The following is a 19,735-nucleotide window of genomic DNA, read 5'->3' as shown; positions in this document are numbered from 1 at the left end:
TACTTAGATTTTCAAGATAGTATAAGTTGAACAAAGAAAGGAAGGGCGTCTCATGAAATTATGGCTGCTTCTTCATCTGGCGGGTGTCGTATTATTTGTAGGAAATATTATGACGGCGGCGTTTTGGAAAGTTCGAGCGGAATTTCAGAAGAACCCGGCCGTCATTCATCACGCTGTAAAAAACGTAATGCTCGCCGATTTCGTGTTCACGATTCCGGGGCTCATTCTTATCGTCGTTTCGGGAATCGTCATGGCTGTTCGAGCGGGAATCTCCATGCACGGGTTTAATTGGCTTACGTTATCGCTCATATTGTTTGCCATTACAGGTGTTATCTGGCTAGCGATTCTCATTCCCTTGCAACGTGCCATGATCCGTCATAGCGCTGCCTGCATCGAGAGCGGGAACATCTCTAAAGCGTATGTTTAAAGCGTCGCGTTTATGGGATGTTTTTGGTATTATTGCAACTTTGCTGCCGATTGTCATTCTTTACCTCATGATTTCGAAAAGCTTCTAAACTTTTTCCGACATCCCTCATTTGCAAAAATAGCTTCGAAATGGACGGACCGGTCAATCCCGTTCGCATGAAAGTACACGGGGCATAGCGGGCTATATCGGCGAAACCCGCCGGTTTTGGTTTTTCGTGCAGGAGCGTGGATTGAAACACAGTCCGCCTGGTGGGCAATTTTGACGTTGAGCGTCGCTCCTCGTGCAGGAGCGTGGATTGAAATAAACCGTGTTCCGTACATAGGATCCACGAATTCGAAGAAGCGATTTCAGGCCATGTATGAAGCTATGGGTGTTCAAGGCCCTGTCGTGAAGAACAATTCGTTGGAGCATGAGTTTCGAAAAGAATCATGCTAATGGGAAAGGTAAATGATTCATGTATCTTCATGAAGTTATGAAATTAACAGAAAAAATTAAAACGCCCGATCAGTATCCTTTTAACATTCCAGCGATCAAAAGTCTCGGGACATTAAAGTTCAAGAAGAACGTTACGTTTTTTGTCGGAGAGAACGGTTCAGGGAAATCAACGTTATTGGAAGCTATTGCGTATCAATGCGGGTTTAATACGGCGGGAGGAGGCCGGAATAATCAATACGAGTTAGCCTCCTCGGAAGCAAAACTTGGGGACTATATCCGGCTTTCATGGATGCCCAAAATCAATTCGGGTTTCTTTTTGCGGGCGGAATCCTTTTACACCTTCGCGAACCACATCGATGATTTGGCCCAAGAAGATCCGAGCATCTATCATGCATACGGCGGGAGATCGTTGCACGAGCAGTCTCATGGCGAATCGTTCCTATCCTTATTCAAAAACCGATTCGGGAGAAAAGGAATCTATTTGTTGGACGAACCGGAAGCAGCTCTTTCGCCGGCAAGACAGTTGGCATTTTTAAGTATTATTCATGAACTGCAGCATAATGCGCAATTGATCATCGCGACTCATTCTCCCATACTTTTGGGTTACCCCCATGCGGACATATACTCCTTCGATCAGCAGCCGATCGGCTTGATTCAGTATGAAGACACGGACCATTACCAAATAACCAGAAGATTTTTGGAGAATAGAAAAAGATATCTCAAAGAATTAATAGACTAAGCTGCTACTCGCGATCGCGCCATAAGAGACAGCCAGAAAAAAGATGGCGGCCATGACGGAGAAAACCGATTTTTCAAAGAATTCGATTCTCCCCGTTGTGGCCCTCGGTTGGAACGGCAGTTTTGTCGCAATCGCCAGAAGGAGCGCCAGAAAGTTGTTTATACCCAATACGGATGGCGACGGTTATAATGAAAGTAAAAAGTTTGCTCTTCGTGAAGAAAGGAGCAGGTTTTGACCAGGAGGCGGTTGCATGGATGTTCGAAAAGAAACGCCTGAAGAACAAAGCGAACGTTTAAGACAAGAGGAGTTAAAGCGTAATCCTTCCGGTGCGTTCGGCGATGGCATGAATCGTGCCGAATTTGGAAGTTTGGCCGATTTGGTAGGCGGCTTGGGATGGAAAGGCACGGGGATTTTAATTCTGATATTGGTTATAGGGTATGTCCTGTATAAATTGCTGTTTTAAAAAGGGACGGTGATACCTTTTTCGCCATCTGAAAGAAAGAACAAGCGTATTCGAGATGTTGTGCGAATGCGCTTTTTTCGTTTGTACTGCTGGAAAATACGATATAACCGATAGTTAAAGTAGAAGATATAGCTGACAAAATCGGCGTTTCTGGTATAAGCTTGATTACAAATAATCAGGGAGGAGAGTCCCTTTGGCATGGCTAAAGAGAATCGCAGTGCTTCTGTCGTTCCGCCGGAGCATTCAAGGGAGAATTTTTGCCGCGTTCAGTCTGGTGATTCTGGCCGCACTTGCGCTGGTAGGTCTCGTCGTTTATTATCACATGACGAACACGATCCAGCGAAACGCGACGGATTACGTCGCCGACAGCTTTCGGCGAGCGGATGAGAACACGGGAATTGTAATTCAGGATGCAAGCCGGTTGATGGCTCTTGTCGTCACCAATCAGGAGATCGTCATTCCGGTACTGCTGAGCGGCAATTCCGAAGTATCGCTGGAAGGTTTCCTGGATCAAAAGCGAATGGACAGCTTTCTTTCTTACCTTATCGCCTACAAATCGAATATTAAACGGATAACGGTGGCAAGCGCGATCGACGGGAGGGTTTTCTACGAGGGGCATCCTTATCAGGACAGGCTCAGCCTGGATTGGGGGCTTATGGAAGAAATTTGGCTAGCGCCCGCTGAAAAAATATTTATTAAGCATACGCGCATTGGCAGAGAGGATGCTGTTACGCTCGGACGGAAGATCGTCCACAATCGGCAGACAATCGGAGTAGTCATGATCGATTTGAATTATGATTTGCTTCGCAACAACTACAATATTCGCCCGTCCGAGGACAGCAGCATCTACGTGTTGGACGAAAACGGGGAAGTCGTGTTTCGGCAATCCGCCGATGACAACGAAGCGGAGATGAACGGCAAGCTGCTGCGGGAAGCGATGGCGGTTGACGGTGTCCGCGAGATGGGGCATGGGGGCAGCCGTCAACTGGTTGTAAGCTTGAAGGCCGAATCGACGGGCTGGACAACGGTAGGCATCATCCCGCAGCGCGCGTTGATGAAGGATTCGTTCACGCTGGGACAACGCATTGTCCAGGCGGTCGTACTCGTCTACCTCGCCGTTCTTCTTGTGTCCATCGCTGTCGCCTCGCATATTACGAGAAATTTGCGTCAGTTGTACAATGCGATGAAGCGGGTGCAGGAGGGGAACTTCTTTGTAACCGCGAACATTACGGCGCAGGACGAAGTGGGACAATTTTACCGCATGTTCCAATCGATGCTGGGACGAATCCGGGAGCTGATGGACGGCCTCAAGCAGCGCGAAGCGCTGAAGCGGGAAGCCGAACTGGCGGCCCTGCAGGCTCAGATCCGTCCGCATTTTCTGTACAATTCACTGAATACCATCAAGTATTTGGCGGCGTTGAACGGCGCCCGCAATATCGAGGAGGTGTCTTCCTCCCTCATTGAGATGCTGCGCGGCGTGCTCGGCCATACGAATGAGTTTATTCCGTTGCGGGAGGAGCTGTCCTATGTGCGCAGTTACCTGACCATTCAAAGGTACAAATACGCGGACCGGTTTCAGGTCGTATACGAAATTGACGATCAGTTGCTGGATGCGCCGGTGCTCAAGCTGATCCTGCAGCCTCTTGTCGAGAATGCGCTGACGCATGGCATCGGCAGCCTGCCGGATCACGGCTCGATTTGGGTCAAGGCGTTCCGAGACGGAACGGAGCTTGTCCTGGAGGTAGGAGACAACGGCGTCGGGATGACGGCCGCGCAGATGGAGGCGGCGCTTCGCACGGACACGCTCCGGGACGGCTTCCGCGAGGGCGGTATGGGCATCCGAAATGTGAACGAACGAATCCGTATGGTGTATGGCCCCGCTTACGGCGTCAGATTATACAGCAGGCCTCACATATTTACGAAAGCGGAAATCCGGATACCGATCGCGAAAGGGGAGAACGGTATTGCTGAACGTTTTGTTGGTGGACGACGAGCCGCTGGCCTTGACGCATTTGAGGCGGTTGATTGACTGGGAGGCGCATGGTTTTCGCATATGCGGAGAGGCTCGCAACGGGCAAGAAGCGGTGGAGATGCTGCCGGCCGCAAGGCCCGACATCATTATTGCGGATATTGACATGGCCGGCATGGACGGCGTGCAGCTTAGCGGTTATATTCACGATCATGGCGACGAGCGGGTGAAGCTCGTCATGCTGAGCAGCTACGACAACTACGATTTTGTCCGAAATACGATGAAAAACGGCGCTTCCGATTATTTGCTCAAGCACAGGACGAGCGGGGAAGCGTTGCTGGAACTGCTGTTGCGATTGAAGGAGGAAATTCGGCTGTCAGAGAGGAAGCCGGACGGACTTGCGTTTATGGAGCGTCATTGGCCGACGCTTAACCGGGGATTGGCTGAGACGTTTCTGCGCGGCCTGGTGCTGGGTCACGAAGAGAATGCTGCGCAGGCCGCGGAATATTTGCGCCGCCTGTCTCAGGTCGGCAGCGGCCGCGTCGTGGTGGCCGCTTTGCAAGCCTCCGATGGGCAGGAGGCGCTCGGCCTCCGGACGGCTTCGGAGAAGAAGCAGCGGGCCAGGGCGGTCATGGACGTGATCCGCCAATCACTGGAGCAGGACGAGAACGGTATTGTCGCCGATCTCGGTGAGGGACGCTATGCGGTGTTGTTTGCCTTCGAGGAAGAGAGAAGCGAGCATGCCATTCTGCAGCGTGTCCGGGCGTGTCTGAAGCGGATGGCGGACAGGCTTCGTCTGTTCGTCAACGTCCGCCTGTCGTACGGGATCGGCCCCGTTAGTGCGAGACTGGACCGGCTTGCCGAGGACTATGCTTCAGCCTGGTCGGTCAGGGACGGCGCATCTCCGGACGGCGCCGCATCAACGGCCGGGCAGCCGATCGGTCTCACCCTTCGTCAGGAGAAGGCGCTGATCGCCGCTGTGGAAGAAGGTGAGGCATCGAGGGTGGCCGTCATTCTCGATGACATTTTCACCGGACTGAAGGACGCGGACAGCTTATCCGTGACCATTCCGCATACGGTGAGCGAACTTGTGCAGCTGGCCGATAAAATATGGAGCAAGTTGGGGAGCGGAGCCGAAGCCTCGTATGACGAGGGGGAGTGGCCGACGCGGCAGGAGATGGCCGACCCGAACAGGCTGGACGAAGTGGCTTCCTGGGTCAAATCGCTGTATGCGCAACTGCTCCGCAAGCTTGGGGAATCGCTGCGGGAGCGGAGATATTCGCCTTATGTACGGCAGGCCGTCGCGCTCATCCGCGAGCGGTTTGCAGAGCCGATTTCGCTTGAGATGGCGGCGGAGGCGGCCGGTATTACAGATACTTATATGGGGCGTTTGTTCAAACAGGAGACCGGCGTTTATTTTACGGATTATTTGAACGGTATTCGCATTGAAGCGGCGAAACAACTGATGGACAGCGGAGATTACCGTACCAAAGATATTTTTGAGCGGGTGGGCTTCTCCAGCTACACTTATTTCTTCAAGGTGTTCAAAAACCGGACGGGCATGACGCCGCAGGAATACGCCAGGCGGCGGCGATAAAGCGGAGCGCCTCCCTTTGTTTGAAATTTTGCAGTTTCTGTTCAGAATATTGCAATCTTGGTGTAATCGCTTGCGGTATAAAATAAAAGCGTTTCCATTATGATTTGGGGGAGGTCGTATCCATGAAAGGTCGGAAAATAGCGGGGATTGTGCTGTCCGCCGTTATGCTGATGGGCATGGCTGCAGCCTGTTCGTCCGGCGGCAACGGCGGGGAGGACGGAGCGCCCGAAACATCCGCAAAGCAGAAAGAAGAGACGGAGATTCGGACGGAAGGTTTCCCGATTGTGCAGGAACCGATCCAACTGAAAATGTTTGCGCAGAAATCGCCGACGAACGGTCCGTATGAGGAGATGCTGGTTTTCAAGGAATACGAGAAGATGACAAACATCGACATTGTGTGGGAGGATGTTCCGACCGAAGGTTTCGCCGAGAAGAAGAATCTGATGTTCGCATCCAACGAGCTCCCGGACGCGTTGTTCAAAGCGGGCCTTTCGCCGCTTGAAGCGGTTAAATACGGAAGCTCGGGCATGCTGATTCCGCTTGAGGATTTGATCGAAGGGTATGCCCCGAATATGAAGGCGCTGCTGGAGGAGTATCCGGAAATTTTAACGTCGATTACGGCGCCCGACGGCCATATCTACGCGTTGCCTACCATTGTGACGCTCGGTTCGGCCAGAACAGACAAGCATTGGATCAATAAGACGTGGCTGGATACGCTGGGTTTGAAGGAGCCGGAGACGACCGACGAATTGCTCGAGGTGCTCCGGGCGTTCCGCGACGGAGATCCGAACAAGAACGGGCAGCCGGACGAAATTCCGATGTCGGGCTGGGACCGGAACGCCGTCATCAATGCGCTTGCCGGCGCGTGGGGACTCGATCTTCAGATGGGCTACAACATCATGATCAGAGATGGCAAGGTTAAGATCTGGTTTGACGATCCCGCGTTCAAGGAAACGCTGATGTTTGTGCGCCAGCTGTTTCAGGAGAAGCTTCTCGACCAGGAGCTGTTCACGCAGAACGCATCGCAATACGTCGCCAAGATGGCGTCGGGCAACCTGGGCTACTTCCATAACCAGGCGAGCGATCCGTTCGCGGCCAAGAAGGACGATTTCGTAGGCATCGCACCGCTGGCAGGTCCGAATGGAGACCGAAATGCCATTGGCCGTCCGGTCGCGCGCGACTTCGGCACTTTCGCCATTACGTCCGTCAACAAGCACCCGGAAGCGACTATGCGCTGGATCGACTATTTCTATGGCGAAGAAGGCTCGATATTTTTCCGCTACGGCAAGGAAGGCGAGACGTATACGGTGCAGGAGGACGGAAGGCCGGAATATACCGAGGCCATTCTGACCGATCCGCGCGGCACCGGGACGACCATCGGCCAGTTTACGCCATGGCCGGGCGGGGGCGCGCCGCATCTCATCAACGAGAAGAACGCTTCGGCCATCAATCCGCCGGAGGTGCAGGCCGCCCAGGAGAAACTCGATCCGTACATGCCGAAGGAAGTGCTCGGCGCACCGATCTTCGACGAGAATACGTCCAAGGAAGTCAACACGCTGCGCCAGGATCTTGACACCTATGTGGCGGAGACGACCTCCAAGTTCATCACCGGCGCGTTGTCTTTCGACAAATGGGACGAATACGTGAAGACGCTGGAGAAGCTGAACATCAGGCAATTGGAGAAAATCTATCAGGAAGCGTACGACAACTCCAAATAATATGATCGGAGCGGCCGCTCGCAAGGCACCCCGTACGGGGACGAAGCGGTGCGGCCGGTCTTCGCGAAAGGAAGCGAGGTGTGCGGCATGCGGACGGCATCCGATACGCCAGAGCCGGGCGCAGGCATAAATGCGGAAGCCATGACCCGCATACGCAAGGGCGCCGAATGGCGCAAAGGCTGGAAGCGGGCTGCGGCCAGATACGATTTATACCTCATGCTGCTCGTTCCGGTGGCATGGTATGTTATTTTTCAATACGGTCCGATGTATGGCGTGCAAATTGCGTTCAAGGACTTTAACCCCGCCAAAGGCATCGTCGGCAGCGAATGGGTCGGCTTTGAAAATTTTGACCGCTTTTTTTCATCGTATTATTTCGGACGGTTGCTCTGGAATACAGTAAGCATCAGTTTGCTGTCGCTGCTCATTGCGTTCCCGATCCCGATTTTGCTGGCGCTGCTTATTCATGAAATTCCAAGCGACAGATTCCGCAAGGTGCTGCAGAACGTGACGTACATGCCGCATTTCATATCGGTCGTTGTCATTGTCGGCATGCTTCAGCTGTTTCTCAATCCGCAGTCGGGGCTTGTCAATTTGATGCTGGGCGCGCTCGGCATCGAACCGATTCCGTTCATGGAAAGCGCCGGCTGGTTCAAGACTGTCCTTATCGGGTCCAATATTTGGCAAAATATGGGGTGGTCGTCCATTATTTATATCGCAGCGCTTAGCGGCATCAACCCGCAGCTGTATGAAGCGGCCAAAGTCGACGGCGCAAGCCGGTTCCGACGAATCTGGCATATTTCGCTGCCGGGCATCACGCCGATTATCATCATTATGCTCATCCTCGACGTCGGCGCGTTTATGAATGTCGGCTTTGAAAAAATATTGCTGATGCAGAACGATTTGAACAAGGAAGCGAGCGACGTGATCCAGACCTTCATCTATCACAACGGCATTTTGCAAGCCGACTACAGCTACAGCGCGGCTATCGGTTTGTTCAATTCGGCCATCAACTTCGTTCTGCTCGTTCTCCTTAACGGCTATGCCCGGAGAAAGGCGGAGACCAGCCTATGGTGAAAGAAACCTCGATTCGTTCGCGCGGCCCTTCTCTGCAGCATGCGGGAGAACGGGGCTTCGACGCTGCCGTCTACGCCATCTCCGGCCTCATCCTGCTGTCGGTACTGTATCCGCTGCTGTTCGTGCTGAGCGCGTCGTTCAGCGACCCGGTCATGGTGATGAACGGCGAAATGTGGTTGTGGCCGAAAGGCTTCACGCTGGACGCGTACAAGGAAATTTTCAGATTCGACGCGGTATGGAACGGCTACGCGAATACGCTGCTGTACACGAGCGTCGGCACGGTCGTGAATGTCGTAATGACGACGCTGGCGGCCTATCCGCTGTCGCGGCGGGATTTGCCTGGGCGCGGCGCGCTTATGTTTGCGATTACGTTTACAATGTTTTTTCACGGCGGGCTCATTCCGACCTATTTGATCGTGAAGGATCTCGGCATGGTCAATACGATGTGGGCCATGGTCGTGCCGACGGCAATTGCGACATACAATCTGATTGTGATGCGCACTTATTTTCAGAACAGCATTCCATGGGAGCTGCAGGAAGCCTCGCTCATCGACGGATGCTCGAACACCCGGCTGCTGCTCCACATTATTTTGCCGTTGTCGAAGCCGATCATCGCCGTCATGGTACTGTTCTACGCCGTCGGTCACTGGAACGCTTTTTTTAACGCGCTTATTTATTTGCGGGACGATGAACGGTATCCGTTGCAGCTCGTCTTGCGGGAAATTCTGATTGTCAGTCAAAGCAGTTTTCTGGACGAGTCGGGGTCGACCTTCGGGATGACCGAGAAGCTGCTGCTTGCCGAAAGCATCAAGTACGGGCTGATTATTGTCGCCAGCGTTCCGGTGCTTATCCTGTATCCGTTTGTGCAAAAGCATTTTGTCAAAGGCGTCATGATCGGCTCGATCAAAGAATAGAGAGGAAGAGAGCGATGAGAGAGCGGGCGACGATCGCCGTCGATGTGGAATCGGTTTCGGCGCATTGCGTGAACCCTTACATCTTCGGGCATTTCGTGGAGGATATCCGCGATCATATGGAGGCGATGCTGGCCTTTGTGCTGAAGGATATGGATTTCGAGGACGAGGCCGACATTCACGGCGTCTCTTCGGGCTGGTACCCGGTTACCGACGGCAAAAATACCGAATACGCGCTCGAGCCTGCGGCGCCCAGACATTCCGGGCACAGTCAGCGCATCCGCATCCTGAGCGCGGACCGGTGCCGCGGCGGGATTGGGCAGCGCGTCAGCGTGGAGGGCGGCATGACGTATCTGCTCAAAATTGTGGCGCGTGCTTCGGTAGATCTGCGCGCCGCCGTCTGCGAGCTGGCCGACCGGAAAACCGGCGAGCTGCTGGGCCGTGCCGAGCTTGTGCTGCGCGGGCACAAATGGCGGATGTACGAGCTCGAACTGACCTCCAGCCGTACCTGCGAGGATGCGGAGTTCCGAATTATGCTGTCCGCCGAGGAAGAGTCGTGGCGGGACACGATCGGCTCCGGTACGATCTGGCTGGATCACGTCTCCATGCTCCCCTCGGACAGCGTCGGGTACGTCAAGCGCGAGGTCGTGGAGCGAACCCGGGAGCTGAAGCCGGGTATGATGCGTCTTGCCGGTAATTACATCAGCGCCTACCATTTTGAGTATGCTATCGGCCCGGTTCTGGAACGTCCGAACATGATCAATGAAGCGTGGGGAGGTTGGACCCATAAATATTTCGGCACGGATGAGTTTTTGCGGTTTTGCCGGGATACGGATACGGAGCCGCTCATTTGTGTCAACGCCGGCACCGGCACGCCCGAGGAGGCGGCGGCCTGGGTCGAATATTGCAACGGCGGCACGGATACGGAATACGGAGCATTGCGCGCGCGCAATGGCCACCCCGAGCCGTACGGTGTGAAATATTGGGAGATCGGCAACGAAATATACGGGCCATGGCAGCACGGGCACTGCACAGCCGAGCAGTACGCACATCGTTACAACCGGTTTGCCGACGCGATGAAGCGTGTCGATCCGGATATCGTGCTGCTCGCCTGCGGCGACTGCAATCCGGAGTGGAACCGCACGCTGCTTCGCATTTCCGCGGATAAGCTGGACATGCTCACGCTTCACATTTACCACGGCAGCGCGACGGTCGGCATTACCCCGGACACGTCCAAAGAAGAACGGTATCCGGCGGTCGTTGCCTTCCCGGAGGTGAGCCGCGCCATTATCGGCAGGACGGAGGAGCTGATTGCCGGCAATCCGGCTTACGCGCATGTGAAGCTGGCGATTACGGAATATAACACGATGTATTATCCGAACACGATTCGTCAAGGCCGCCCGATGGAGCATACGCTGGAAGCGGCCGTCGCGAACGCCGCGAATCTCAATGAGTTCATCCGCCAGTCGCATCTGGTGCAGATCGGAAGTTTCTCCGATCTTGTCAATGGCTGGCTCGGCGGCTGCATTCGTGTCGGAGACGGTTATGCGGACCAATACCGGGGCAAGACAGCGGGCTGGAGCGGCCGAAGCCGCGTCGTCTACGGCACGCCGACGTTCCATGTCATGAAGACGTACGCGAACCGCCAGATTGCCCGCGTCGTGCCGGTGTCGACGAACTGCGGCACGTATCACTGGGCATCCGGCTCCAGACGCTACGGAGCGGAACCGGGACCACTTCCGGTGCTCGATGTGACGGCGACGCTGGACGAATCGGGGCATGTTCTGACCATATTCGCCGTTAACCGCGGCCTTGCGCCGGTGGATGCCGAGCTGCGCCTCGGTCCGTTCGCTGACGCGGTCGAGGCGACCGTCTGGGAGCTTGCGGGAGAAGACTGCGAGACGATCAACTCCGTCTTCGAACCGGAGGCGATTGTCATGCGTGAGAGACGTGTCGATATTGCCGGAGACAGGCCGGTGCTCGCATTAAAGCCCCATTCGGTCTGCGTGCTGGAAATCAGGCGATAAGCTCGTTATCCTTTCGCTATGGCATCCGGCAGCTGCGGATCACGATTCGCAACAAAGAACCGCGTTCTTCCGAAGCGCGGTTCTTTGTCGTTCGCATATGGGCGGGCCGGAAACTTAAGCGTGCCAAATGCGCGGCATCGGCATCGATTCCTTGCCGAGCTCGGCCCATATATATTTCAGCAGCAGCTCGGATTTCAAGTCCGCGTAATCGGGGTCGTCCCACAAATTGCGAAGCTCCTGCGGATCTTCGTCCAGATCAAACAACTCGCCGTACGTCTGATTGTAGTATACCGTTATTTTGTACCGCGCATTGACGTAGGTTTTCTGATGAATGGTCGTCGCTTCATGCCGGAACTCGCAGATCGCATGGTCTCTGGCTTTCTCCTTGCGGCCCAGCCAGACATCCCGCTGATCGACGCCGGTCATGGCATGAGGCACGGGAATATCGCAGAATGACAGCAGCGTAGGCGCCAGATCGACCAGCGATTGAATGGCCGGCGAGCTACGGCCGGCAGGCACCCGACCGGGATACCGGACGATAAAAGGCAGCTTGATCAGATCCTCATAATGGAATCCGCCCTTCTCCTGCAAACCGTGCTGCCCGAAGAAGTGACCGTGATCCGACGTAAATACGACAATCGTATCGTCTGTGAGCCCGAGCTCGTCAAGATTGTCCAGAATTCGGCCGATATATTTGTCCATCATACTGATCATGCCGTAGTAGACGGCCACAAGCTTTTTCCGGTCGTATTCCGTCAGCTTATGCCGTTTCCCGTATGCGTAGTAAAGATGGGATTTGTAGCCGTGAATGCCGTAGCCGCTTTCCAGCAGATGCGAGAAGTCCGGGTCATCCTCCTGCGTTTTGCCGAAATGGGGCGGGTTGCGGTCATGCTCTCCGGGCACGAGTGCGGGAATCGTCAGGCTGTCGGGATCATACATCGAATCCCACGGCTCCGGCACCAGATATTCCGGATGAGGATCGAAGAAGCTGGACCATAAGAAGAAGTTTTCGCCCGACTTCTTATATTGCTCCAGCATCGCGCCAGTCCGTTCCGCAATCCATGTATTGTAGTGGAACTCTTCCGGGATCGGCCACCGGTACGTAATCGCCGGGTCCATATTCCCTGTCGGTGCGAGAAAGTAATCGCGCCAATTAACGCAGCCCTTTTCTTCCAACCACAGTGCGTAATGCTGGCCGACATGCGCTTCGTTCGTATGATTGCGCGCCAGCTCCACATGATCGAATCCATAGAACGGTCCGTGGAAACCGGCCCACATCTCCAAATCCTGGAGAATGGGATACGCTTCCAGAGAAGGATATTGCTCCGTCGAACGCAGCGGTTGAAAGTGGGCCTTGCCGATCAGCGCCGTGCGGTATCCGGCTTGAATGAAATCTTCTCCCACCGTATGCCGATCCTCCAGCAGTTTCGTTCCGAGCGTCCAGGCGCCGTGTTGGCTCGGATACATGCCCGTTATAATGGAAGCGCGGCTCGGCGTGCAGGTCGGATTGGGGCAATATGCTCTGGTGAAGGTGGTGCCTTCGCGGACGAGACGGTCCAGATGGGGAGTGTGAATTTCATGGTTGAACGCGCCTATCGTATTCCAATGCTGCTGATCGCTTGTAATTAACAAAATGTTAGGTTTTTTCATGGGACCATCGCCTCCTATGATAAAATTATAGATTGAAACGCGAGGTATGGACATGTCCCATTGTTAGAGAAACCTATCATTATCTCGGATTGTCTATCAAGACATTGAAAGGCTGGGAAAGATGAACTGGAAGGACTACGGCAATGAAAAAGCGGAGTTTCTCTATCATACGCCGGATGAATGGGAGATGAGCGAGAAGCTGTGGACGGTTCGCGGCGGGCAGACGATTACAAAACCGGGCTATCAGGCGGGGCCGAAGCGGATGGACGGATACAGCATCCATATCGTGAAGGAAGGCAGGCTGCTGTTTGAAAGCGGGAGCGGGGGCCGACAGTTTCTGCTGCGAAATGGCGATCTGTTCTGCATGTTTCCCGGCCGCACATATTATTACCGCAGGCCCGATAACTGTTCGAAGCTGCTGATGAGCTGGATCGTTGTGGAGGGGCCGGGAACGGAAGAACTGCTGCAGACTGCCGGATTGACTCCGGACGAACCGTGCCTGCCGGGGCGGTTCGACGCTGCCATGCAGTCCGCGCTCGACGATCTGTTCCAGTTGATGAGATCGGGCTCCGGCGCGGACTCCGGCGAAGGCCTTCGGCATTCGCTTGCCATGCAAAGCGCCTTGCTCCGCTTCTTCTTCGCGTTGCTCGCGAAGGATGACGGAGCACGCCGGCCGGAGTCCCGAGATTGGGTCCGGCGCAGTCTTCGCTATGCCGATCTGCATGCGGCGGAGGGGCTGACCGTAGAGCAGCTGGCCGCTATTGTCGGCATGAACCGCAATTATTTTTCGACTGCGTTTGCGCAGCGCGTAGGCGTGTCTCCCTCGCAATACTTGGCGAAGTCGCGTATGACGAAAGCGGCCGAAATGCTGAAGGAAAGCTCCGCTTCCGTGACCGAAATCGCATATTCGCTCGGCTATGCGAATCCCTTCGCGTTCACAAGAGCGTTTACCCGCCATTATGGTATGCCTCCTACCGCTTACAGGGAGAAGGCTCCACGCGAATAATGGCGCAGCTGGGGTCTTGGTGCGCCGGGGAGGCAGTGATCATGTTATGAAGCGGATGCCCCGAGCGAGAGTACCAGGCAGACAGCCGTGAACATGCCGATGGACGAAAAATCGCCGAGTTGGACCGGATTTGGGATTAAGGCGATTGGAAGTCAAAAATGCCATGAAACTTTGCTGCGGGCCGGCATTCGCCGACCCTTGGTCTACCTGAGGGCATTTCGGGGGAGTGGAGTCAGGGGAACAACCATAGGTTTCGTGAATACAAGAAACGTTATGTGAAACCGCTTAAAGAACAGTGAAAGAAGGTGCATCGTATTTCAGCTAAAGTTATTGCTCAACAGATAAATCAATTAATACCTAATATTAAATCTGGAACATTACGATTTTATGGTGAATGGTTTGGAAGACCCATGGACAATAACCATCGGATCATTAGGGCTGATTATCAAGAGCAACTACTACTTATATATTTCGACAATAACGAAACACTCTATATTAAATTCCCAGAAGATGTTCTGATTTCACAAGAGATATTTATTATTAAAAATTCTAAGGGATTAATATGGCAATGGTATTATTATGGGTCAGAACAGATCAATAAAAATTTAAGAGCTTATAACTATATAGTTAATAATGAAGCAATTACATCAATAAAATTGGAAGGGCATATTTTAAACAAAGTTGCAGATGAAAATCAACCAGCAATTGAAATTTGTTAGTCATTCAATGAAGTAGCGGCATCGCATAATACCGTATTCACGCTTGCGCATTCACGCCTCGGTCCGCCCGAGGCATTTCGGAGAAGTGGATTCAGGCGGTCACCTTCGCACGGACTAACTGTGCTTACAGCCGGACCTTTCTATATTGAAATATGAGAAGTGGAAGAATGGGAAGTTATACAGTCAGAACTTCAAAGGTTCCCTTTAAGAGATAAGAGCTATCGAATGCTGGGGCGTTTCGTGAATACGAGAAACGTTATGTGCAATTGAAGCAAGATAAAAAAAAGAGGAGATTACTCTGGTGAATGAAAAAACAATAAAGAACGTGGAAGACCTGTATAAAATGTTGGATTCGCAATTCAGACCGTCGAAACAATTTTGGGAGCCCTTTTATTCCGACCGAACACGTCCGGTTCCATTTTTTCATAATAAGCCTGATGAGAACCTGCACGCCTATATCGCTTCCGGATTAATTCAGCCCGGGAGAGCCCTGGAGCTGGGTTGCGGCCCGGGAAGAAACGCCATTTTTCTGCACAGCAAAGGTTTTCGGGTGGATGCGGTCGATATTTCGCAGGCAGCTATTGATTGGGCGAAGGAAAGAGCCCATGAGTTATTATATCCGATCCATTTTCAATGTCGGTCTGTATTCGAATTGGAGCCTAGGGAAAAGTACGACTTCGTATATGATTCCGGATGCATGCACGGGATATTGCCACATCGCAGAATCCAATACTTAAACATGATATATAACGGATTGAAGCCCGGAGGTCATTTTGGATTGACCTGTTTTGCCCCGGGATTCGGGGATATCGGAGGCCCCCAGTTTACGATGTCAGATTGGGACGTCTATGAAGAGAAAACGATGAAGGGCGGTCTTGCCTTTACGGCCGAGAAAATCCGTTATTTATTGTCTGATAATTTCGAATGTATTGAACTCAGAATGATGAACGAAATGGATGAGGACAGCGATCTCTTTGGCGTGCCGTTTTTATGGACATCCTTATGGAGGAAGAAGTAATGGGGTGATTTTATGAATGATATTATAAAGCCTATCTATTTAAAGAAAAAGTAAGGGGCGAGCTCAGTCGATTGCGCAGGCAGTATGCCGATGATTTGCCGAGGTGAGGAGGAGAGAGTCGGGTTGGGGTGGAGCAGCACACTTCCCGGTCGAATCATGATATCTTCAGATGGTTTTGCAATGGGATTGGACGGCAAGATGCCAGGCCAATCCCATCTGAGGGTTAAACGAAAAATTTTCTTACCAGAGGCATGATAAATTGAAGCATGCCGATCCCTACTCGAATCATGGGCCAGAGCTTCCCGAACAAGCCGGTTGCGGCGCCATCGCCTCCTCCTAATGGATTGGCTCCGTCATTTCCACCGTCGAGCCCGCCAAGCCCGCCGAGTAAGGAGTCCAGCAGTCCGGAAACTTTGGCCTTATCTTGCCGGGTAAAGGAGTCCGTCAGCTTGCCTTGCCCTTGCATGCCGGACAAAATCAATTCTCCGTTCCTCACATCTACTACCCTGCCAACATAGTAGTCCCCATTCTTTAACCCTACGCATACCGTGTGCCCGATCCATTTTGATGCTTGCGCGGCTTTTGTCCGCCGTTTGGATTTCATCTGGTTCACCTCCGTCAAAGGCGGCCTGTATATAACATAGTATGCGATAGGGGAACAACGGCTTGTACGGTTGTACCGTATTTTTTCAAGACAGGTATGCAAGTGTAGTAGCAAGAAGGGGGTCGTGTTATTCCTCCACAATCTCTTCAGGTCGAATGCGGGTCACTTGGCCGTAAATAAACATAATGTCCACATACCCGACTTCGTCATATTCAAAGACGTGCCATTACAGCTCCGGAAAATGCAGAATCATCCCCGCTTCAAGAGGAATACGCTCCCTTAAAGCATTCTTCCCGTTTCTGAAACGAACGTAGCCACCGCAAGCTTATAAGCCGGAACGATAATACGTTCCGCTGCTAGTTAAAATTATAATAATGAGAGCTGAGCTGGAATGAAAAAAGGAACGAGGCGTTTCGCGGGTTTGGTCTCATGGATGTTGATCGTTACGGTACTTCTTGCGGCATGTGGAGGACCGGGAGAGCCGGCGGGGCCGTCTGACTCGGGGGGAACCGGCGCGGCAAATTGGCCGGAAAAGCCGATTGAGCTTGTCGTTCCGTACGCTCCGGGAACCGATTAGTAAGAGGGGAATCGGGAATTACCCGTATCGATACCTTCGATGTATCCAGATATAAGTCCAAAATAGCGGGATTAGTGCGGGATTTTGACGCAGATGAGCGGTTCGGACGAAAAGAAGCGCGGCGCATGGATCGGTTCTGTCAATTTGCAGTGGCTGCGGCCGAGCAAGCTTGGGAAGATTCCGGGCTTTCTCTTGAGCACGTGAATCGGGAACGTATGGGGGTGTACGTCGGTTCGGGTGTTGGGGGCATTCACACCTTGTCCGATCAAGCTGCGATTATTCGGGAGCGCGGTCCGGAACGTGTAAGCCCGACGTTGGTGCCCATGATGATATCCAATATGGCGGCCGCTTCCATTAGTATAAAATACGGTGCGATAGGGCCGACCTTATCCCCTGTAACGGCGTGTTCGATCGGAAATACGGCGATTGGAGAGGCATTTCGTCTAATACGTTCCGGACACGCCGATATCGTAATTGCCGGAGGAGCCGAAGCCGCTGTTACGGAAATATCTTTGGCGAGTTTCGGCAATGCGACGGCTTTATCGACTCGGAACGATGAACCGTCCCGAGCCAGTCGTCCATTCGATGCGGGACGAGACGGATTCGTTATCGCGGAAGGCGCAGGGATACTGGTTCTGGAGTCGCTTGCGCATGCTTTGCGTAGAGATGCCCGCATCTATGCAGAAGTCATTGGCTATGGAGCCACTTCCGACGCCTATCATATGGTGGCGACCCATCCGGAAGGGATCGGCGCTTATCAAGCTATGAAACGGGCCATTCAAGAAGCCGGCATTCGTCCTGAAGAAGTGGATGTCATCAGCGCACACGCTACAAGCACCGAAATCGGCGACAGGTCCGAAACGTTAGCGATTAAAAAATTATTCGGAGACTATGCTTACCGGATTCCGATTACAGCAAATAAGTCGATGATCGGCCATTTGTTGGGAGCGTCCAGTGCAGTCGAAGCCATCGCTTTAGTCAAAACGATTCAGCACAACGTAATCCCCCCGACCATTAATCTGGAGCGGAAAGATCCTGAATGCGATTTGGATTATGTGCCGAACGAAGCGCGCGAAGCGGCATTGAACATCGGGCTATCCAACTCTTTCGGTTTTGGCGGACACAATGCGGTGATCGCGTTAAAAACGTACGATCGTTAAGACCGTGCGCGTCGACTCCGGCGAAATCTTATTCCGAAGTGTAGGCTGTGAGGCCTTTCATCCCTTGTCCATCAGATGTATAATCATGGAAGAAGCTCAGACGACGCAAGACCCGGCCTAAGATCGAGCTATTCGAAGGCCGGGTCGTATTTTTGGAGGCGATTTCATGAGCGTACATCATATTCATCTGACCCAGGAAGCATTGATCGGATCATTTACGAAAGAAGTACCTTCTCTATTAACGATATCTTCGGGAGATACCATTCGTTTCCAAACGATGGATGCCGGTTGGGGAACGGGCCCGAGAAGCATTGCAAGGGATGACGATATTGTCAGCGAAATCAATGGAAAAGATTATGCTTTGGAACTATGAAAAGGTTGATTCCCACAAATTATTTCATACGATTAAGCCGTTGATTTTGGGCTAACGAAGGGAAGAGAAAAACATGAGGGAGCTTGTCCGAAATATCCGCTGGATTGAAAAAAGCATAGATTTCGAATTATTGGAAAAACACTCTGACTCTTTCGATTTTACTCCACTAGAGTCCGGACTCGAAGCAGAAGTGATCAAAATTTGTACGCCGGAAACCGGCTTTGTATTAAAGATCTGGAACAGGCATTCAAAACCGGAGGTGGGCATTCAATATAAGTTATTGGATGTTTTATATCGTCAAGGGAAGGCCGTTTCGAAACCTATTGGCTGGGGAGTCGATGAGAGCGGCAATCCGGTTTTATTAACCTCTTTTGACGGGCTGCCCGTCAACCGCGTCGATCAATCCAAACTGACTCAACTTGCAAAAGTATTGCTCGATATACATAAGGTCCCGTTAGAATCGCTAGGTGACTTCAAATTACCCCAACATGAATTTGTCCGTTATTTTTACCCCGGCATTCACGATCATCCGGATATTGAGAATCTGCTCGTTCAGCTGGTCGAAAGGGCGAAAATAAAGCAAGATTGCATTATTCATGGAGATTATAACTTGGGCAATATCCTCGAAAAGGACGGGAAGCATACGGTAATCGACTGGACCAACGGACAACCGGGCGATCCGAGGTACGATATGGCTTGGTCGAATGTATTAATCCGGATTTATGTTAGTGAAAAGTATTATTCTGTTTATCGTTCCGCTTTTTTATCCGAAACGAATTATACGGATGAAGAACTGTTATTATTCGAGGCAATCGCTTGCCTGAGATGGATTCTGTTAAATAGAATTGCAATGTTGCCGAAAAGGAAAAATACGATTTCACGAGTCAAAACCTTACTACTGAGCAATCCATACTTACATGCAAAGCTGCTTTGAGAGCTTGCTCGAAGAAAAAAGGTTGTAGAAAATCGGGGCAGGTATTCAGGAAATTCGGCAGAATGGAAGTTTACATTCAAGATTCAAAAAGTCAAGTAACGATTACATATGAAATAGGAGCTCATGATTGGGCTCCTTTTTCATGAATCTTATGAGATTGTCGCCAAGTAGTCGGAGAGCTGATCGAAGGTTCCGCCGAAGCCTTGTTTCAAAGATTCAACCATTCCCTTATAAGTGTTGCGTTCTTCCTCGGAAGCATGGATTGGGCCGCCGGCAAGGGGAAGCGTCGTTTTTCCTTCATGTTCAGTAAAAGTCAACCTGAATTTCGAAAGCC

The 19,735-nt window shown here is 52.3% G+C and carries 18 protein-coding genes and 1 pseudogene; 16 read left to right on the top strand and 3 right to left on the bottom strand.

Going from position 1 to position 19,735, the window contains the following annotated elements; genetic code table 11:
* The first annotated feature begins 52 nt into the window (after positions 1–52).
* The 10 genes from ABEV74_RS01685 (at position 53) to ABEV74_RS01640 (ending at position 11,360) form a co-directional block, all read left to right on the top strand.
* Complete coding sequence (locus ABEV74_RS01685; RefSeq protein WP_430143006.1) at positions 53–427, top strand: DUF2269 family protein; 375 nt, start codon at positions 53–55, stop codon at positions 425–427.
* A 454-nt stretch (positions 428–881) separates the two neighbouring features.
* Positions 882–1,601, top strand: a complete 720-nt coding sequence (locus ABEV74_RS01680) for an AAA family ATPase (protein ID WP_430143004.1) — start codon at positions 882–884, stop codon at positions 1,599–1,601.
* Positions 1,602–1,653: 52 nt separating this feature from the next.
* A complete protein-coding gene (locus tag ABEV74_RS01675) occupies positions 1,654–1,836 on the top strand; it encodes a hypothetical protein (protein ID WP_430143002.1) in 183 nt (60 codons plus the stop codon).
* Positions 1,837–1,851: 15 nt separating this feature from the next.
* Positions 1,852–2,064 (top strand): DUF6366 family protein, encoded by a 213-nt coding sequence (locus tag ABEV74_RS01670; protein WP_430143000.1) that lies wholly within the window; start codon positions 1,852–1,854, stop codon positions 2,062–2,064.
* A gap of 193 nt (positions 2,065–2,257) precedes the next feature.
* Positions 2,258–4,093, top strand: coding sequence for a cache domain-containing sensor histidine kinase (locus ABEV74_RS01665; protein ID WP_430142998.1), 1,836 nt, complete (start codon positions 2,258–2,260; stop codon positions 4,091–4,093).
* Positions 4,029–5,630 carry a response regulator transcription factor gene (locus ABEV74_RS01660; protein ID WP_430142997.1) on the top strand — a complete coding sequence of 534 codons (1,602 nt, stop codon included), beginning with the start codon at positions 4,029–4,031 and terminating at the stop codon, positions 5,628–5,630. The genes ABEV74_RS01665 and ABEV74_RS01660 overlap by 65 nt, the downstream gene beginning before the upstream one ends.
* 122 nt (positions 5,631–5,752) lie before the next feature.
* Entirely contained in the window at positions 5,753–7,348 is a 1,596-nt protein-coding gene (locus ABEV74_RS01655) for an extracellular solute-binding protein (RefSeq protein ID WP_430142995.1), read from the top strand.
* A 141-nt stretch (positions 7,349–7,489) separates the two neighbouring features.
* Positions 7,490–8,422 (top strand): ABC transporter permease, encoded by a 933-nt coding sequence (locus tag ABEV74_RS01650; protein ID WP_430143008.1) that lies wholly within the window; start codon positions 7,490–7,492, stop codon positions 8,420–8,422.
* Positions 8,416–9,336, top strand: coding sequence for a carbohydrate ABC transporter permease (locus ABEV74_RS01645; RefSeq protein ID WP_430142993.1), 921 nt, complete (start codon positions 8,416–8,418; stop codon positions 9,334–9,336). The genes ABEV74_RS01650 and ABEV74_RS01645 overlap by 7 nt, the downstream gene beginning before the upstream one ends.
* A gap of 14 nt (positions 9,337–9,350) precedes the next feature.
* On the top strand, positions 9,351–11,360 hold the full coding sequence (locus ABEV74_RS01640) for an alpha-L-arabinofuranosidase C-terminal domain-containing protein (RefSeq protein ID WP_430142992.1): 2,010 nt from the start codon (positions 9,351–9,353) through the stop codon (positions 11,358–11,360).
* A 114-nt stretch (positions 11,361–11,474) separates the two neighbouring features.
* Here ABEV74_RS01640 and ABEV74_RS01635 read toward each other — a convergent pair whose 3' ends face one another.
* Complete coding sequence (locus ABEV74_RS01635; protein ID WP_430142990.1) at positions 11,475–13,010, bottom strand: sulfatase family protein; 1,536 nt, start codon at positions 13,008–13,010, stop codon at positions 11,475–11,477.
* Between the two features lie 121 nt (positions 13,011–13,131).
* Here ABEV74_RS01635 and ABEV74_RS01630 point away from each other — a divergent pair, with 121 nt between their 5' ends.
* From ABEV74_RS01630 to ABEV74_RS01620, 3 genes are all read left to right on the top strand, one after another.
* On the top strand, positions 13,132–14,016 hold the full coding sequence (locus ABEV74_RS01630; RefSeq protein WP_430142989.1) for a helix-turn-helix domain-containing protein: 885 nt from the start codon (positions 13,132–13,134) through the stop codon (positions 14,014–14,016).
* A gap of 305 nt (positions 14,017–14,321) precedes the next feature.
* Complete coding sequence (locus tag ABEV74_RS01625; RefSeq protein WP_430142987.1) at positions 14,322–14,735, top strand: hypothetical protein; 414 nt, start codon at positions 14,322–14,324, stop codon at positions 14,733–14,735.
* A 301-nt stretch (positions 14,736–15,036) separates the two neighbouring features.
* Positions 15,037–15,753 carry a class I SAM-dependent methyltransferase gene (locus tag ABEV74_RS01620; protein ID WP_430142985.1) on the top strand — a complete coding sequence of 239 codons (717 nt, stop codon included), beginning with the start codon at positions 15,037–15,039 and terminating at the stop codon, positions 15,751–15,753.
* A gap of 223 nt (positions 15,754–15,976) precedes the next feature.
* Here ABEV74_RS01620 and ABEV74_RS01615 read toward each other — a convergent pair whose 3' ends face one another.
* On the bottom strand, positions 15,977–16,357 hold the full coding sequence (locus ABEV74_RS01615) for a hypothetical protein (protein ID WP_430142984.1): 381 nt from the start codon (positions 16,355–16,357) through the stop codon (positions 15,977–15,979).
* A 567-nt stretch (positions 16,358–16,924) separates the two neighbouring features.
* Here ABEV74_RS01615 and fabF point away from each other — a divergent pair.
* The 3 genes and pseudogenes from fabF to ABEV74_RS01600 all read left to right on the top strand — a co-directional run.
* Positions 16,925–18,094, top strand: a pseudogene (fabF, locus tag ABEV74_RS01610) (beta-ketoacyl-ACP synthase II); the annotation flags it as partial.
* 166 nt (positions 18,095–18,260) lie between these two features.
* Positions 18,261–18,467: a hypothetical protein gene (locus ABEV74_RS01605; RefSeq protein ID WP_430142982.1), complete on the top strand. Its 207-nt coding sequence runs from the start codon at positions 18,261–18,263 to the stop codon at positions 18,465–18,467.
* Positions 18,468–18,540: 73 nt separating this feature from the next.
* Positions 18,541–19,401 carry a phosphotransferase gene (locus ABEV74_RS01600; protein WP_430142981.1) on the top strand — a complete coding sequence of 287 codons (861 nt, stop codon included), beginning with the start codon at positions 18,541–18,543 and terminating at the stop codon, positions 19,399–19,401.
* Between the two features lie 149 nt (positions 19,402–19,550).
* Here the strand turns inward: ABEV74_RS01600 and ABEV74_RS01595 are convergent.
* On the bottom strand, positions 19,551–19,735 hold a 185-nt coding region (locus tag ABEV74_RS01595), incomplete at its 5' end, for an SRPBCC family protein (RefSeq protein ID WP_488168577.1).

The sequence above is a fragment of the Paenibacillus cisolokensis genome (assembly GCF_050481165.1).
In the GTDB taxonomy this organism is placed as follows: Bacteria; Bacillota; Bacilli; order Paenibacillales; family Paenibacillaceae; genus Paenibacillus_AH; species Paenibacillus_AH cisolokensis.
The sequence above is the reverse complement of the archived record's forward strand: the minus strand, read 5'-3'. Positions and strand labels throughout refer to the sequence as shown.

Excerpts from the sequence above, each read along its gene's own strand:
- ABEV74_RS01650 (WP_430143008.1), top strand. The coding sequence starts at position 7,490 with ATGACCCGCATACGCAAGGGCGCCGAATGGCGCAAAGGCTGGAAGCGG.
- ABEV74_RS01670 (WP_430143000.1), top strand. The coding sequence starts at position 1,852 with ATGGATGTTCGAAAAGAAACGCCTGAAGAACAAAGCGAACGTTTAAGA.
- ABEV74_RS01630 (WP_430142989.1), top strand. The coding sequence starts at position 13,132 with ATGAACTGGAAGGACTACGGCAATGAAAAAGCGGAGTTTCTCTATCAT.
- ABEV74_RS01675 (WP_430143002.1), top strand. The coding sequence starts at position 1,654 with ATGACGGAGAAAACCGATTTTTCAAAGAATTCGATTCTCCCCGTTGTG.
- ABEV74_RS01635 (WP_430142990.1), bottom strand. The coding sequence starts at position 13,010 with ATGAAAAAACCTAACATTTTGTTAATTACAAGCGATCAGCAGCATTGG.
- ABEV74_RS01685 (WP_430143006.1), top strand. The coding sequence starts at position 53 with ATGAAATTATGGCTGCTTCTTCATCTGGCGGGTGTCGTATTATTTGTA.
- ABEV74_RS01655 (WP_430142995.1), top strand. The coding sequence starts at position 5,753 with ATGAAAGGTCGGAAAATAGCGGGGATTGTGCTGTCCGCCGTTATGCTG.
- ABEV74_RS01615 (WP_430142984.1), bottom strand. The coding sequence starts at position 16,357 with ATGAAATCCAAACGGCGGACAAAAGCCGCGCAAGCATCAAAATGGATC.
- ABEV74_RS01640 (WP_430142992.1), top strand. The coding sequence starts at position 9,351 with ATGAGAGAGCGGGCGACGATCGCCGTCGATGTGGAATCGGTTTCGGCG.
- ABEV74_RS01600 (WP_430142981.1), top strand. The coding sequence starts at position 18,541 with ATGAGGGAGCTTGTCCGAAATATCCGCTGGATTGAAAAAAGCATAGAT.
- ABEV74_RS01605 (WP_430142982.1), top strand. The coding sequence starts at position 18,261 with ATGAGCGTACATCATATTCATCTGACCCAGGAAGCATTGATCGGATCA.
- ABEV74_RS01645 (WP_430142993.1), top strand. The coding sequence starts at position 8,416 with ATGGTGAAAGAAACCTCGATTCGTTCGCGCGGCCCTTCTCTGCAGCAT.
- ABEV74_RS01680 (WP_430143004.1), top strand. The coding sequence starts at position 882 with ATGTATCTTCATGAAGTTATGAAATTAACAGAAAAAATTAAAACGCCC.